Here is a 15,254-nt window from a genome sequence, read left to right on the forward strand (position 1 = left end):
AGGATGGCGCGCCTATTTAGCGCAGCGCCATCCGCATTGTCAGCGCTCTAGAGCCGTTTCCTTTCCGATTGAATCGGAACGTGGCTCTTCACGCGAACCGGTGTCCACTTCGCTGGAAAACGCTCCAATGAGGCAAAGCGGCTAGCACTTCACCCGCTTCTGCTCGCGATCGACGGCGGCCTTGACGCCGGCTGAGGCGCGCGGGAATTTGCGGCCGACCTCGCCGAAAGCGGCGCAGGCGGCTTCCTTCTCCTTCAGCGCGGCCAGCGATTGGCCGAGCCGCAGCAGGGAGTCCGGAGCTTTTGCGGACTTGTCATATTTCGTGGTGACGGCGAGGAAGGCCTCTGCGGCATCACGATATTGCTGACGCTGGAAGTAGCTCTCGCCGAGCCAGTACTGGGCGTCGCCGAGCAGGGGATCGCTCGGATATTTCTGCGTAAAGGTCTTCATGGTCTGCTCGGCCAGCGCATAGTCCTTGCGCTGCATGTAGCCGATACCGAGGTCGAACTCGTCGCGCGGCGATTGCGAGGGCGGCTGGGTCGCCAGACCGCCGCCTGCGGCCGGCGCCGGATAACCTGGCTGCGCCGCCGGATAGCCGGGCTGCGCGGCCGGCGCTGCCGCTTGCGGATAGCGTCCGCCGGTGTTGCCAAGGTCGAGCGGCTCGCCGGCGCCGCGGCCGCCGGGCGCGCCGACCGGTGCTCCCGCCGCCATCGGCTGCTGACCGCCGCCGAGCGCGCGCGGCGCACCGGGGGCATTGGGATTTTGATTCGGATCGAACGCATCGCCACGCCGGCGGGTGCCGGGCGCTCCCGGCGCCGGCTGCTCCTGCACGATCGGTGCGGGCGCAGCGACCTGCGGCTCATAGGCTGGCTGCTGCACCGGCTGCTGCTGTTGCCGATAACCCGGCGCGGGCTGCATGGGCGGGGCAGCCGCGACATTAGGCTGTGCCGGCCCCTGTCCGGGGGCTCCTTGCGCGCCACCTTCGAGCTGCCGGAGGCGCTCCTCGAGCTGGCGGTTGCGGTACTGCAGCTCTTCGTTCTGGCCAGTGAGCTGGCGCAGCTGGTTCTCAAGCCGCTCGATCCGCATCTCCGGGTCGGCATCGTCCGACTGCGCGAAGGCGGGCGAGCACAGCGAAAGCAGCGCGGCGATCGCCACGGTGCCGGTAAAAGCCTGGAATCTGGATGACATCTTGCCCTGACGACGAAAGCGACGTGGCACGCGGCGGACAACTCGCCGCGCGAAACATTGAGAGTGGGAGTACGCCAAAAATGTGACTGGTACCAAGGGCTTTCTATGACTTGGTCCGTGAAACGAAACCGGCGCCCAAGGGGGCGCCGGCAAATCAGGTTTCCTTGGTCAGTTTTCCTTGACGGAACGACGCCTCGCTCAGGAGCTCGCGTTCAGCACGGTGACGGCACGACGGTTCTGCGACCAGCAGGAGATGTCGTTGCAGACGGCGACCGGCCGCTCCTTGCCGTACGAGATGGTGCGCATGCGGTTCGGGTCGATGCCGCGCGAAGCCAGGAACGAGCGTACCGACTGGGCACGGCGCGCGCCGAGCGCGATATTGTATTCGCGGGTTCCGCGTTCATCCGCATGACCTTCGATGGTGAAGGAGTAGCGCGGATAGCTCTGGAGCCACTGCGCCTGCTTCTCCAGCGTGACGATCGCCTGCGGCGTCAGATCGGTCTGATCGCTCTCGAAGAACACGCGGTCGCCCACGTTCACGACGAAATCCTGCTGGCTGCCCGGCGTAGCAGCGTTGGCCATCGCATCCGAAGCAAGGTTCTTGTTGGCGCAGGCGCCCATCGACAGCGCGACGGCAAGCACCGCGACCAGCTTCAATCCCTGGAGGATACGCATAGGATGTTTCATTCCGGAGCCTCCACGCTCACGTTAGTCCACTGCCGTCCGGTCTACAGGGGGTTGGTTAAGCGAACGTTCCGTCAACCTTGATGGGACGTTGCTACGGCCGGTCAAATGCCCCCGATCGGCGAAAAGCAACCGCGATGGTTAATGGGTTGTAAATGTGGCGTGATGGTGAAGGCAAGCCACTTCAGATCGGAAAGAAGCTGCGGACGTGGAAACCTGGGCCGGGCCTCGACTGAGGAACACCTCCTGGAATGGCCTACTTGGACCCCAAGGACATCGCCTGAAGCGACACGAGCTCTGCGCTCTTGGTCTCGTCTAACTGGGGAAGTTTGCTTCCAGATCGGCGCTGAAACAGCATTCGGCGCTCGAAGGCGCTGGATCGCATGAAGGGGAATCGATGGAACACCCTTTCTCGGATGCTCGGATAATGGGCCGCCATAAGTCCGACCGGCTTAATCAATCCGGGATACAGCCGCGGCTGCCCCCAAGGCTCTTGCAGGAAGACCCGCCGGTAGAACGCGCGGTGTTCAGCGCGAACATTGGCAAGCCCGATATCCGCATTGAAATGACCGCAGGCGATGTAGCCAAGGCGCACCGTGACATACGGCAGTTCCGGGAATTTCTTCACCTTTTCAGGGTCCGCCACGAAGCGGGTCGGGTCGATGATAATCTTGCCCCGATCGAGTTCAGGATGAAGCAGATCGCTGAACATCTCCGACGAGAGCGAATCGCGCCACTTTGAGGTCAGGACACTGATCCTGATCGAGCTGTACAGCTCTCCTCGAATGTAGACCGCGAACGTAAAACTGTTGGGCAGATCGTCGTAACGGTCAGTAACCCGCTCCGACTCGGACGGAAGGATGGCGCCTTCGCGCAGATAGGCCCGATAGCGGAGACTATTGACCTCTTCCCACTCCTCCGGCGTTTCCACGAGCCGATAGTCGACATTCTCCATCGGATCCCACGTCCGCGCCGGGACCACGGGCTGGGCGGCGGCAGACTCCATACGATACTCCTAAACGTCAACAACTTTGGCGCGTGCGGCAATTTATTAACAGCTCCTTAATGATTAAGCAAAACAATCACTATTTTAGGGTTAACCCCGTAGAATTACGGATTCGTGCCTCGATCGACATTTTAGCGAGGAGAGAAAGGTATCAAGCGAAGGAGCGCGAGCCGACAACCTGGAGATGATCCTCGCCGCGCCGGCCATGGGAGGCATTCAGCAGCTGGCGCATCCGCACGGCTGGGACAGGGCGGCTGAACAGATACCCCTGGCCCTCAGTGATGGTGCCGTCGGCGCTGATCAGTTCGAGCTGCTCGTTGGTCTCGATGCCCTCGACCACCACTGACATGCCGAGGTCGGCGGACAGTCGCGCCACGCCGCGCAGCAGCGTCAGCGGCCGGTCGGTGTCGATGCCTTCGAGGAAGGAGCGGTCGATCTTCACCTTCTGCATCGGGAAGTTATGCAGGTAGCTGAGGCTCGAATAGCCGGTGCCGAAATCATCGAGCGAGATGCTGACCCCGAGCGCGTGCAACTGCGACAGGATGTCATGCGTGAGCTGCGTATTGCGCAGCAAGGAGGACTCGGTGATCTCGATCTCGAGGCGATGGGCCGGGAGCCCTGAGACCTCGAGCGCATAGCGGATCTCGCTGAGCACATCGCGCTGGTGGAATTGCTGCGGCGAGAAGTTGACGGCGACGCTGACCGCTTCCGGCCACTTCATGCATTCCATGCAGGCACGGCGCAGGATCCAGCGGCCGAGATCCACGATCAGTCCCATATCCTCGGCGACCGGAATGATGTCGACCGGTGAGACGGTGCCACGCACCGGATGGTTCCAGCGCAGCAGCGCCTCGCAGGTGGTGATCTTGCCGGACTTCAGATTGACCAGCGGCTGGTAGAACAGCTCGAACTCCTCGTTGGCCAGCGCCTTGCGCAGATCGAGCTCGAGGATGCGGCGGGCCTCGACGGTTGCCGCCATCTCGTCGCGGAAGAAGCAGAAGGTGCCGCGGCCATCGGCCTTGGCGCGGTAGAGCGCCATGTCGGCATTCTTCAAAAGCGTATCGGCGCTGGGGCCCTCGGGCGAGGTCAGTGCGATGCCGACACTGGCGCCGATCTCGACCAGATGATTGTCGATGCGGTAGCGCTCGCTGAGCCGCTCGACGATGCGGCGGGCAAGCGCCGCGGCATCCTCGGGCGAATTGAGGTTCTGCTGGAACACGACGAACTCATCGCCGCCGAAGCGGGCGACGAAATCTTCGGGGCGCAGCATCTCGCGCAGGCGGTTCGCCACCGCGCACAGGAGCTGGTCGCCGCAGGGGTGGCCAAGCGTGTCGTTGACCTGCTTGAACTGGTCGAGATCGACGAACAGCAGCGCCGAAAGGCGCTCGGAATGCTGCGAAATCGCGAGAAGACGCTCGATCTCGTCGCGGAAATTGACGCGGTTGGGCAGTGTCGTCAGCTCGTCATAGCGGGCGAGATGGCTGATCCGGGCTTCGGCGTTCTTGCGCTCGGTGATGTCCTCGATCAGCATGACCGTGCCGCCGTCGGCCATCGGCTGGAACGTCCAGGACAGGGTCCGCCCGCGCTGCAGATCGGGGTCGGTGGTGGTGATTTCGCGGATCCTCGCGTCCTCGATCTCGCACAGGATCAGATTGCCGCTCTCCGCCGAGATCGCGCCTGACGCAACGCATGCGGAAATGATGTTGGCGGCGCTAGCGCAGCGCTTGACCACATCGTCCGACAGCTCCATCAGATCGGCGAAGCGACGATTCATCACCGCCAGCACGCCGTCGGCGCGGAACATGCATAATCCGTGAGGCATATTGTTCAGCGCGGTATCGAACTGGCTCGCAAGCGATGCCTCTCGCTCGCGGGCCAGCAAGGCGCGCACGAACATCGCCTGCAGACTGGTGGAAAGCTGCTTGAGGGCGAAGAAGAACAGTACGTTCAGGAACGCCATCACGATGTAATATGGACCGCCTTGCAAGGCCAATCCGAGCGTGAGCGGGCCACACGCCAGCAGCACTTGGATGTGAAAGATCCAAGGACGACCATAGGTACGAGCACCACCGGCGGCCATGTAGCAAAGTGTGACCGAAGTGGCGATCATATGTGCCACCGCGTCGTCGCTGCCGATCAATGCAATGATGCACCACAACCCAAGCGCAGCAGCATACGCCATCGCACCGATCTGGTAGCGAATTTCCCACCCGATCACATCCTTCGGCGACAGCTTCGATCGTTGATTTTGAAATTGGCCAACATCAATGGCGCGGCCGGCGCCGCTTAGTATCAAAAGCCCCACGCACGGCCACAGCCACACGTTCCCGGTCTTCAACGCCGTCATCAGTGCAGCAACTGCAGCGCAAAGCGCGCCGGCGAACAATGGGCCAGGGTCTTGGAACAGCGAATCGATCAACGCCGCGCGAATCGTCGGGGAGGCTTCCTGATCGGTCTTTGCACTCTCGGATGCGAGCTGCATTTCGGTGGTACGCGCCCTGTTTGCTGCGTACTTTTACCCAGCCGGTATGAAGTCTTTCTGAGGGAACATCGTTAAGTTCGCGTTGTTTTGCAACGCGTGCGATCAAAATTCATATGACAAATCAACTGACTAGGAAAATTTTACCCAGCTCAGGATGAACGAATGTTTGCCGGAAAAGCAAAGCTCGCAGATTTTCCGCGAGAAAAGGAGCGCGCGAACACGCGCGCTGCCGGCGATTTACTGGCCTGACGTTGAGGACAGCAACGGCGACCAGGCGGGGTCGGATGCGTAGCCCGGTGTCGGCACGCGCTGCTCGTTGCGCCCCGAGATGTCGACGCTGAACAGCGACGGCCCACCATTGCCGCCGGGATCGCGGAAGAACATCACGACGCGGCCATTCGGCGCGAACGTCGGTCCCTCGTTGTGGAAGCCCGAGGTGAGAAGGCGCTCGCCACTGCCATCGGGCTTGATGATGCCGATCGAGAACTGTCCGCCGCCCTGCCGGGTGAACGCGATGTAGTCGCCGCGCGGCGACCACACCGGCGTCGAATAGCTGGCATTGGTGTCGTCCTTCGAGAAGGAGATGCGCTGCGCCTGGCCGCCGCCCGCAGGCATCACATAGATCTGCGGCCTGCCGCCGCGATCGGACTCGAAGCAGATGCGGGTGCCATCAGGTGAGTACGAAGGAGAAGTATCGATCGCCGGCGTGTCGGTGAGGCGCGTGGTCGAGCGCGAGCGCAGATCCATCACGAACAGGTTGGAGTTGCCGCCCTGCTGGAGGCTCATGATGACGCGCTGGCCGTCCGGCGAGAACCGCGGCGCAAAGGTCATGCCGGGGAAATTGCCGACGATTTCGCGCTGACCGGTTTCGATGTTGTAGAGATAGACCTTCGGATCGCCCTGGCCGAACTCCATGTAGGTGATCTCTTGCGAGTTCGGCGAGAAGCGCGGCGTCAGCACGAGGTCCGAGCCGCGCGTCAGATAGCGCACATTTGCGCCGTCCTGGTCCATGATCGCGAGCTTCTTGACGCGGCGCTCCTTCGGCCCGCTCTCGTCCACGAAGACGACGCGGCTGTCGAAATAGCCCGTCTCGCCGGTGAGGCGCTGATAGATCTGGTCGGAGATGATGTGAGAGATGCGGCGCCAGTATTCCGGCGAGGTGAAATATTGCTGGCCGGTGAGCTGCTGGCCCGAGACGACGTCCCACAGGCGGAATTCGGCCTTGAGCCGACCGTCCGGCTGGCGCGTCATGCGGCCGGTAACCAGCGCCTGGGCATTGATCTGCTTCCAGCTCTGGAATTGCGGCGCGACGTCGATATTGGTTATCCGCTCGAGATAAGCCGCCTGATCGATCGGATTGAACAGGCCCGAGCGCTTCAGGTTGTTGGTGATCACCTGCGTCACGCCGGCGCCGACCTCGCCGTCAGACGGCGAGCCTGCCACGAAATTCGGGATCGCGATCGGAATCGGCTGGAATTCGGTCGGGTCGACTTTGAGGCGCCCCTGCGCAAATGCGGAGCGGCCGGCCAGCACGGTGGCGGTCGATCCTGCGGCGATGATGAACCCACGTCGAGAAAGCAGTCGCATCTTATTCATCTGAGTTATGTCTTTTCACGCTTACAGCATATCTTTGAGGCCGAACGTCATCGGAATGTATTTCCAGGTGTCGTATTGCGCCTTGGGCAGGAATGCATAGGCCTGGCACTCCTCGACCGCGCGTTTTGCGCTCTCGGCCATCGCCGTGCCGACCGAGCGCGACGGTCCGCGCACGGCGACGATCGTTGGCGAGGAGGCAACCGTGCCGTCCGGACGCATCTGGATGTCGATATCGACCTCGAACTGATCCGCATCCTGCCCGTTGTAGGGGAATCTGAAGCAGCGCCTGACGGCGGCGACGAACGCACCCTTCCACGTCGCGACGATCGCGGTGTCCTTGCCGTTCTGCGTTCCCAGTGCACTGGTCGCATTCGGCGTCGCGCCCGTCATCTCGTGCCGCGTCGGATCGCGCTTGTCCTCGAGCTTGGCCATGATGTCCATCGGATTGAACGGCCGGTCCTTCGGCTTCGGCGGCTGGGGCTTGGCCTCCTGCTGCTTGGGCGGCGGCGGCTTCTTCTCCTTCTCCGGCTTGTTCAAGGCGTCGGCGATCGGATCGATCTTTTCCTCGGGCTTCTTGTCGGCCGGCTTGCTCTCTTCCTTGGCCTTACTTTCCTGAACCGGCTTCGGCGGATCCGGCTTCTTCTCAACGGGCTTCTCCACCACCTTCGGCGGCGGCGGAGGCGTCGTGTTGGTCTGGATCAGCTCCTTCTTGGTCGTGATCTTGCCCTGGAACTCCTCGGGCGGCGTCACTTCCGGAGCAACCTTGTCGACCTTGGGCTTCTGCTTGTCCTTTTCGGCGGTCTGCACGCCGGCGGTTGCCTTGGCCGGCTGATCCAATGAAATATCGACCGGAATGACGGACTCTTCCGGCACTTCGAGGGCGCGCGAGCTAAAGGAGATCAGCCCCCAGCCGATCACGAGGACGTGGAGAACAATCGACGCAACAACAGTCTTGTCGACTTTGACCTTCATCCCTGCTCCGGGATAATCACGATATTGGCCTTGAAGCCGGCGGCGCGCACCTGCCCCAGCAGCTTCATCATGTCGGTGTAGCAGACGTCCTTGTCACCGCGCAGATAGACGACCCGTTCGGCGTCGGACCGCGTCTCCTTGATCGCCTCGATCTTGGGCTGGAGATCCGCAGCCGAGATCGGGCTGTCGCCGAGATACAATTCCACATTCGAATTGCAGCCGCCGGTCGTCCGCTTCACCGATAGCGTCAAGGGCGGCGCGTTCGAGGAGATCGACCTGCCGCCGTTGGCGACCGGCAGGTCGATGTCGATATTCGACGTCATCAGCGGCGCTGCGACCATGAAGATGATGAGCAGCACCAGCATCACGTCGACCATCGGCGTGACGTTGATCTCGGCCATGACCGATTTGCGCCGGCTGCGGCGGCCGCCGCCACCGGACGAACTGGCTACGTTCATCGCCATGATCTAGAGCCCACGATGGTCTTCACTATAGTGCCCCTCACCCACGCTCGTCGATCTGACGGGACAGGATGGCTGAAAATTCATCTGCAAAGCCCTCGAGCCGCTGGGCCTGCCGGTTCACCTCGGAGGTGAACTTATTGTAGAAAATAGTGGCAGGAATGGCGGCGATAAGGCCGATTGCCGTCGCAAACAGCGCCTCGGCGATGCCGGGCGCCACCACCGCCAGAGAGGTATTCTTCGAAGCCGCGATCGACTGGAAGCTCGACATGATGCCCCAGACGGTGCCGAACAGGCCGACGAAGGGGCCGGCGGAGCCGACGGTCGCGAGCACCAGGAGGCGCCGTTCCAGCCGCTCGATCTCGCGCGCGATCGACACGTTCATCACCTTCTCGATGCGCATCTGAAGGCCCGCGACCGAGCGCGCGTGGCTTTCGAAGGAGCGCTTCCACTCACGCATCGCCGCGACGAAGCAGGCCGCCATCGAATGGGTCGGCTTGGCCGACAGTGTGCGATAGAGCTCTTCGATCGACTCGCCGGACCAGAACGCCTGCTCGAAACGGTCCATCGAGCGGCGGGTGCGCGCATAGAGGAAGATCTTGTCGATCGCGATCGCCCAGACCCAGACCGAGCAGGACAACAGACCCAGCATGACCCCTTTCACGATCCAGTGAGCCTGCCAGAACAGCGCAATCAGCGACACGTCGGCGGAAGCAGCAACCGGCAGGGCTGACTGAGCGACGTCGGCCGGATTCATAAGCAGTATCCTCTCAAGGCGATCGTTCCATGTCCTCCGGGAGCGAAATGGCTGCCGGTTCCCCAAAGCCGCGCGGGTCGCGCGCAGTCGCCAAGCCTGCGCAAAGCCTTGTCTTTTTGGATTGCAGCGGCCCGTCCAAAGCCGGCCGTCTGCTTTCCCTGCCAAGATGTCAAAACTAAGGGCCTCGACTAAGCCATTGGGCGCGACTTGCCGACCCTACCAGACGCCGCCGATAGTTAATGCGGGGTTAGCGCGAGCGCATTTGGCTGCCGGAAAGGAAGGCAGGCCAGGGGCTTGGCAGGGATGGGCGCGGCATTCCGCCCGCATGGAGCCATTGTCTTTCGGGGAGCGCAGTCAGCCCAGAGCAAGGTCGGTTCCCTTCCCCCTTGCGGGGACGCCAGGGAGGGGGGTGCCCCACGGGGACTGCCTCCGCGAGGTTTTCTCAACGATGGACACGCCTTCCCCTGGGCTCCCCCTCCCCTGCCCTCCCCAGCAAGGGCCAGCAAGGGGGAGGGCAGAGCGGAGTGCGCGGCGCCACCGAAGTCACAGCGCGATTGAGCCTGTCAGCGCGCGCCTCGGCTGCGCGACGCAATTCAGAGTTTTGCCGGCGATGCACTTTGGATTGCTTCGCAATGACAGTCCCGCGCCTTCTCTGAACCATTCGCCCGGCACGGCGCACCAAACAGCGTCATGCGCCGAGCTTGCGTTGTGTTGAACATTGCTCCGAGGGAGGGAGAGATGAGGACCGCCCAACTGGTTGCCGCCATCGTCGTGGCATGCATTACGGCGGCACCGGCCGCGCAAGCCGGCCGCTGGACCTAGCACGAAGAGAGAAATGATGGGCACATCCTCGCCTATGTCGAGGACGGCAAGATCGTGTTCGAGCTCGCGTGTGGCCGCGGATTCTCCCTGCTCATCAAGCACCCGGCGCAATCGAAGACGGATGGCAGGGCGCGCCTCACGCTCGTCGCCGGAAGGAACAACATCAATCTCGCCGGCGAATACGTTCCGCCGGCCGAAAACTCGGCGGCCAATTTCTACCAGAGCTATCTCGGCTACGGCAAAAACGACGAGAGAGTCTATGGCAAGCGATGGCAGGAGCTCGAGTCGCGCCTGCTCGATGCGATCGAATCCAAATCGGGCTTTACGATCGCGGCCGGCGAGGCAAACTATCATCTGCCGGGGGTCGACATCGACAAGTGGCGCAGGCCCTTCGACCTCTGCGGCTACGACTTTTGGGTGACGCCAAGCGAATTTCCGGGCGAGACCAACTAACCTCGCGGCGTCGTGCTCCCGGATCGCTCGTTGAATCTGGAGGTCGGTGGTGCGCGCGCTCCGCCTTGCTAGAGCCCCAAACTGTAGCTCTCTTGGCGACAACAACATGTGCCGGGATTCACCGGCCCAGCCCAGGGAGCGTCCCGTGCAGAAACCAGCAACAGGCGTGCGGTGGATCGTCGCCGCGATCGTCTCGGTCAGCCTCACAACATTCGGCCCCGCGCGTGCGGCATCGGTCGCGCCGGTCGCCGCGGAAAACGGCATGGTGGTGTCCGCGCAGCATCTGGCAACAGAGGTGGGCGTGGATGTGCTCAAGCGCGGCGGCAATGCCGTCGATGCCGCAGTCGCGGTCGGCTACGCATTGGCGGTGGTCTATCCGGCAGCCGGTAATCTCGGCGGCGGCGGCTTCATGACGATCGAGCTCGCCGACGGCCGCAAGACCTTCCTCGATTTCCGCGAGACGGCGCCCAAGGGCGCGACCGCCAACATGTATCTCGACAAGGATGGCAACGTCGTCAAGGGCATCTCGACCAAGGGGCACCTGGCCGTTGGCGTGCCGGGATCCGTATCTGGCATGGAATATGCGCGCGAAAAGTACGGCACCATGAAGCGCGCCGATCTGCTCGCCCCCGCGATCCAGCTCGCCGAGCAGGGCTTTGCGCTGGACCAGGGCGACATCGACTTGTTGCTTACCTCCACCGCGGATTTTCAGGACGATCCTGCGTCGGCCGCCATCTTCCTCAACAACGGTCAGCCGTTCCAGGTGGGCGAAAAGCTGGTGCAGTCGGAGCTCGCCAAGACCCTGCGCGAGATCAGCAGCAAAGGCACCGACGGTTTCTACAAGGGCTGGGTCGGCAGCGCCATCGTGGCCTCGAGCCAGGCCGGCAAAGGCCTGCTGACGCAGGACGACCTCGACGGCTACAAGACGCGCGAGCTCGCGCCCGTCGAATGCGACTATCGCGGCTACCACGTGATCTCCGCGCCGCCACCGAGCTCGGGCGGCGTCATCATCTGCGAGATCCTGAATATCGTGGAGGGCTATCCGCTGAGGGAGCTGGGCTATCACTCCGCGCAGGCCGTGCACGTCCAGATCGAGGCCATGCGCCACGCTTACGTGGACCGCAACAGCTATCTCGGCGATCCGGACTTCGTGAAGAACCCGCTCGATCGTCTGCTCGACAAGAATTACGCGACCAAGATCCGCGCCGTGATCGATCCGAACAAGGCTGGCATCTCCAAGGACATCAAGCCGGGCGTAGAGCCGCATGAGGGCAGCAACACCACGCACTATTCGATCGCGGACAAGGACGGTAACGCGGTTTCGGTGACGTACACGCTGAACGACTGGTTCGGCGCCAAGGTGACGGCGGCCAAGACCGGCGTCCTGCTGAACGATGAAATGGACGACTTCACCGCCAAGGTCGGCGTGCCGAACCTCTATGGCCTGGTGCAGGGCGAGGCCAATTCCATTGCTCCCGGCAAGCGGCCGCTGTCCTCGATGAGCCCGACCATCGTCACCAAGGACGGCAAGACCGTCATGGTGGTAGGCACGCCCGGCGGCAGCCGCATCATCACGGCTGTCTTGCAGACCATGATCAACGCGATCGACTACGACATGAATGCGCAGGAGGCCGTCGACATGCCGCGCATCCATCAGCAATGGCTGCCCGACCTGACCAATGTCGAAGACTATGCGCTGTCGCCGGACACCCGCAAGATTCTGGAAGGCATGGGCCACAAGTTCGGCCCGCCGCAGCCGGCCAACCATCTGGCGGTCATCATCGTCGGCGCGCCATCGCTGAACGGCAAGCCGGTCGGCAACAACCGCTACTATGGCGCCAACGATCCCCGCCGCAACTCGGGACTGGCCGCCGGGTATTGAGAGCTTCGTAGGGTGGGCACAGGCGCGAAGCGCCGTGCCCACCGCTTCTGCGGAAGCAGACGAGGTGGGCACGCTTCCGCCTTCGCTCGTTGAGCTACGGCGGACAAGTCGCTTTGCCTACCCTACCAGAGTGCCGTTCGGCAGACAGTGCCGAGCTGAAAACGCCCCTATGCAGCTTGTGCCACGCGCGAGGGTTTATTTCACCGGGCGATCGGCAACACACTCTATTGTCTTTGCCCACAAGCCGCCTGACGATGCGGGAGTGGGCCGCTCGTCAGACGACTGCAGTGGCTGGCGAACTGCCCGACGACCTCGTACGGGAGATCCGCATGGAACAGATTCTGATCAACCTCGTCTCGGGCGCACTTGGTGGAATTGGCGCGGGCAAGTCTTCGCCGACATTTGATCTCGGAATGGCCGGAAACGTCATTTCGGGTCTGGTCGGCGGCGGAGTGCTCGGCCAAGTCATTACGCTGCTGCTTCCGTCGATCATGGCCGCAGCAGAATCTGGAAACTTGAGCGTTGGTGGCGTCGTGTCACAAGTCGTCGCCGGTGGCGCCGGCGGGGCGATCCTCACCGCAATCGTCGGAGCCATCAAGAACAAGGCTGCCGCCTGATCGGTGAGACAAGGAACAAGACCTCACCACTTCTCCTTCGACGTCCGCACGTCGAGCTCGAACGACCAGGCCCGTTCAGGCTGCCGGTAGAGGAAGGCGAACGCATCGACGATGCCTTCGATGCTGATCAGGCTGTCCTGCCGGCTCGCAGCATCGGGGAAGCGGTTCATGATCTTGTCGCCGGCGATCGCGCCGTCGACCACGACATGGGCGACGTGGATGCCGTCGGGCGCATATTCCTTGGCCATCGCCTGGGCGAGCGTGCGCAGGCCGGCCTTGGCAGAGTTGAAAGCGCCAAAGCCGGAGCGCCCGCGCAGCGAGGCGCTGGCGCCGGTGAATAGCAGCGTGCCGGTCTTCTTCGGCACCATGCGACGCATCGCCTCGCGGCCGAACAGGAAGCCGCCGAGGCAGACGACACGCCAGGCGTTCTCGAAATAGTCGGCTTCCATCTCGATGATCCTGCCGGGCGTGTTGTTGCCGGCGTTGTAGATTGCGAGATCAAGGTCGCTTCCGGCGGCGTCGAACAGCGCGGCGATGTCGCTGTCTTTGGTGGCGTCGGCGACGAAGGGAACGGCCTGTCCTCCCGATTTTTCGATAGCGTTCGCAACGGCCTCGAGCGTGGACGAGGTCCGGCCCGCTACGATCACTTTGAGCCCGTCGGCAGCAAACCGCCTGCAGAGCTGGGCGCCGAGCCCGCGGTCCGGGCCCACACCGATCACGATTGCCGTCTTCATCGCATCCTCCCGAAATGCTTGGAGCCTAGGTCGCTACTCCCGCAGTCCATTGCTTACTAGTTCTGAAATAGAACTTTATACCAATTCGTCATTTTTGCCTAGACGTAGGCAAGTGGTCGCCTCGTCACGGGCTTTCATTCCATTTTGGAATTTTGTATCGTAGTCACGACGAACGCATTGGAATTTCAGTTTTTTTCGGGGTCGGACCGGATGCGGTGGGATTCGCTTGAGCAGGAACAGTGCTCGGTCGCCAGGACGGTGGCCGTGATCGGCGATCGCTGGAGCCTGCTGATCCTGCGCGACTGCTTTCTGCGCGTGCGCCGGTTCGAGGAGTTTCAGTCCCGGCTCGGGGTCACCCGGCACATCCTCGCCGATCGCCTGAAGAAGCTCGTCCGGTTCGGCGTGCTCAGGCGTTCGCCCTATCAGGAGAATCCGACGCGTTACGAATATATCCTCACCCAGAAGGGACTGGATCTCTATCCCGTGGTGATGGCGATCGTGCATTGGGGCGACACTCACATGGTGGACGAGCGCGGCCGCCCCATGCTTCACCAGCACAAGAGCTGCGGCAAGATGTTCGATCCGGTGCTGGTCTGCTCCGAATGCGGCGAGCGGATCGTTGCGAAAGAGGTCCACGTGCACGCCGGCCCCGGCGCCGCGAAAGGCGCGGCCGAGGAGCTCGCAGCGCGCGCGAAATAGCGGCAGCTTACTGTGCGCCTCGCCGCCCTTGCCTGCGCACGCCGAGCGCATAGAGCCAGCCGCCGAGCGCGATGAGCACCGGCAGGACATAGAGGATGAAGAAGATGGAAACCCTGAACACGCTCATGCGTGCAACGCCTCCGGGATGATCCGCTGCGATGCATGGTACAGCACGAGGGATGCGAGTTGGTACAGCACGAAACTGACGAACACCTGCCCCGGCGTGAAACCGGCCGGCCAGTTGGGAAAGAATACGAGCAAGATGAGCATGCCCAAGCTGCCCTTCTGGCAGACGGTCGCTACGCGATCCAGCGCCAAGGCACATCGCTTCATCCGTTCGCGTTCAGCCTCGTCCACGTTCGCGCCTTGTTCGCGGCTTGCGGAATGCCCACCGTCAGGGCTTTAGTCGGGGCTGGCGCAGATTGGGTTCTACCCCAAAACCAAACCGCCCGCCTGCGGGGTTCGCAGGCGGGCGGCTCGGGGCCATCAGGACTTTTGGGGGCGTGCGCCTGAAGGCTTTGAGGATCAGATCAGCCCTGCGTCGGCGGCTCGTTCGTCGGCGTCGGACGGCTCTTGTGCTGCGCCATGAACTGGTCGAACTCTTCCTTGTCCTTGGCGTGACGAAGCCGCGTCAGGAAATCCTTGAACTCGCGCTGCTCTTCCTCGAGCCGCTGGAGAGTCTCGGTGCGGTACTCGTCGAAGGCACGGTTGCCGGAAGACGGCGGGCCGAAGCCAAAGCCGAAGCCGCGGCGCTCCATGCGGTCGCGCATGCGGTCCATCCGGTACTGCATCTTCTCCATCTTGTTCTGCCAGCGATCCTGGTGGCTCCAGCACGACATTCTTCTGCTCCCGAGTGTGAAAAAGAGAAGGGCAAGCCCGATCGGCCACCAGATGATGAAGC

At 62.7% G+C, this 15,254-nt stretch carries 15 protein-coding genes; 4 read left to right on the forward strand and 11 right to left on the reverse strand.

What is annotated here, in order from left to right; all coding sequences use genetic code 11:
- Positions 1-141 precede the first annotated feature (141 nt).
- The 8 genes from ybgF to tolQ form a co-directional block, all read right to left on the reverse strand.
- The gene (gene ybgF, locus Q2941_RS24325) at positions 142-1,188 is read right to left on the reverse strand and encodes a tol-pal system protein YbgF (RefSeq protein WP_027521910.1); all 1,047 of its coding nucleotides are present in this window, start codon (positions 1,186-1,188) and stop codon (positions 142-144) included.
- A gap of 198 nt (positions 1,189-1,386) precedes the next feature.
- Positions 1,387-1,875 carry a peptidoglycan-associated lipoprotein Pal gene (gene pal, locus Q2941_RS24330; protein WP_200452943.1) on the reverse strand — a complete coding sequence of 163 codons (489 nt, stop codon included), beginning with the start codon at positions 1,873-1,875 and terminating at the stop codon, positions 1,387-1,389.
- A 253-nt stretch (positions 1,876-2,128) separates the two neighbouring features.
- Complete coding sequence (locus tag Q2941_RS24335) at positions 2,129-2,878, reverse strand: N-acyl amino acid synthase FeeM domain-containing protein (RefSeq protein ID WP_458193944.1); 750 nt, start codon at positions 2,876-2,878, stop codon at positions 2,129-2,131.
- 151 nt (positions 2,879-3,029) lie between these two features.
- The gene (locus Q2941_RS24340; protein WP_458193945.1) at positions 3,030-5,360 is read right to left on the reverse strand and encodes a putative bifunctional diguanylate cyclase/phosphodiesterase; all 2,331 of its coding nucleotides are present in this window, start codon (positions 5,358-5,360) and stop codon (positions 3,030-3,032) included.
- Positions 5,361-5,597: 237 nt separating this feature from the next.
- The gene (gene tolB / locus Q2941_RS24345) at positions 5,598-6,956 is read right to left on the reverse strand and encodes a Tol-Pal system beta propeller repeat protein TolB (RefSeq protein ID WP_027521907.1); all 1,359 of its coding nucleotides are present in this window, start codon (positions 6,954-6,956) and stop codon (positions 5,598-5,600) included.
- 21 nt (positions 6,957-6,977) lie between these two features.
- Positions 6,978-7,928 (reverse strand): protein TolA, encoded by a 951-nt coding sequence (locus Q2941_RS24350; protein WP_458193946.1) that lies wholly within the window; start codon positions 7,926-7,928, stop codon positions 6,978-6,980.
- Entirely contained in the window at positions 7,925-8,392 is a 468-nt protein-coding gene (locus tag Q2941_RS24355; protein ID WP_027521905.1) for a biopolymer transporter ExbD, read from the reverse strand. The genes Q2941_RS24350 and Q2941_RS24355 overlap by 4 nt, the downstream gene beginning before the upstream one ends.
- Before the next feature lie 37 nt (positions 8,393-8,429).
- Positions 8,430-9,146 carry a protein TolQ gene (gene tolQ, locus Q2941_RS24360; RefSeq protein ID WP_027521904.1) on the reverse strand — a complete coding sequence of 239 codons (717 nt, stop codon included), beginning with the start codon at positions 9,144-9,146 and terminating at the stop codon, positions 8,430-8,432.
- Positions 9,147-10,022: 876 nt separating this feature from the next.
- On the opposite strand from tolQ, the gene Q2941_RS24365 reads away from it, so the two are divergent.
- The 3 genes from Q2941_RS24365 (at position 10,023) to Q2941_RS24375 (ending at position 12,920) form a co-directional block, all read left to right on the forward strand.
- Positions 10,023-10,421, forward strand: coding sequence for a hypothetical protein (locus Q2941_RS24365; protein WP_458193947.1), 399 nt, complete (start codon positions 10,023-10,025; stop codon positions 10,419-10,421).
- A gap of 106 nt (positions 10,422-10,527) precedes the next feature.
- On the forward strand, positions 10,528-12,303 hold the full coding sequence (gene ggt / locus Q2941_RS24370; protein ID WP_458193948.1) for a gamma-glutamyltransferase: 1,776 nt from the start codon (positions 10,528-10,530) through the stop codon (positions 12,301-12,303).
- Between the two features lie 329 nt (positions 12,304-12,632).
- Positions 12,633-12,920: a hypothetical protein gene (locus Q2941_RS24375; protein ID WP_027521901.1), complete on the forward strand. Its 288-nt coding sequence runs from the start codon at positions 12,633-12,635 to the stop codon at positions 12,918-12,920.
- 23 nt (positions 12,921-12,943) lie between these two features.
- On the opposite strand, the gene Q2941_RS24380 is transcribed toward Q2941_RS24375, so the two are convergent.
- A complete protein-coding gene (locus tag Q2941_RS24380; RefSeq protein WP_458193949.1) occupies positions 12,944-13,654 on the reverse strand; it encodes an SDR family NAD(P)-dependent oxidoreductase in 711 nt (236 codons plus the stop codon).
- Positions 13,655-13,864: 210 nt separating this feature from the next.
- On the opposite strand from Q2941_RS24380, the gene Q2941_RS24385 reads away from it, so the two are divergent.
- A complete protein-coding gene (locus Q2941_RS24385) occupies positions 13,865-14,353 on the forward strand; it encodes a winged helix-turn-helix transcriptional regulator (RefSeq protein ID WP_027521899.1) in 489 nt (162 codons plus the stop codon).
- A 123-nt stretch (positions 14,354-14,476) separates the two neighbouring features.
- Here Q2941_RS24385 and Q2941_RS24390 read toward each other — a convergent pair whose 3' ends face one another.
- Together Q2941_RS24390 and Q2941_RS24395 are read right to left on the reverse strand one after the other, a co-directional pair.
- On the reverse strand, positions 14,477-14,710 hold the full coding sequence (locus tag Q2941_RS24390) for a hypothetical protein (RefSeq protein WP_156944155.1): 234 nt from the start codon (positions 14,708-14,710) through the stop codon (positions 14,477-14,479).
- A 173-nt stretch (positions 14,711-14,883) separates the two neighbouring features.
- The coding region (locus Q2941_RS24395) for a DUF2852 domain-containing protein (RefSeq protein ID WP_458193950.1) at positions 14,884-15,254 on the reverse strand (371 nt) is incomplete at its 5' end.

The organism is Bradyrhizobium sp. UFLA05-153 (genome assembly GCF_054185185.1).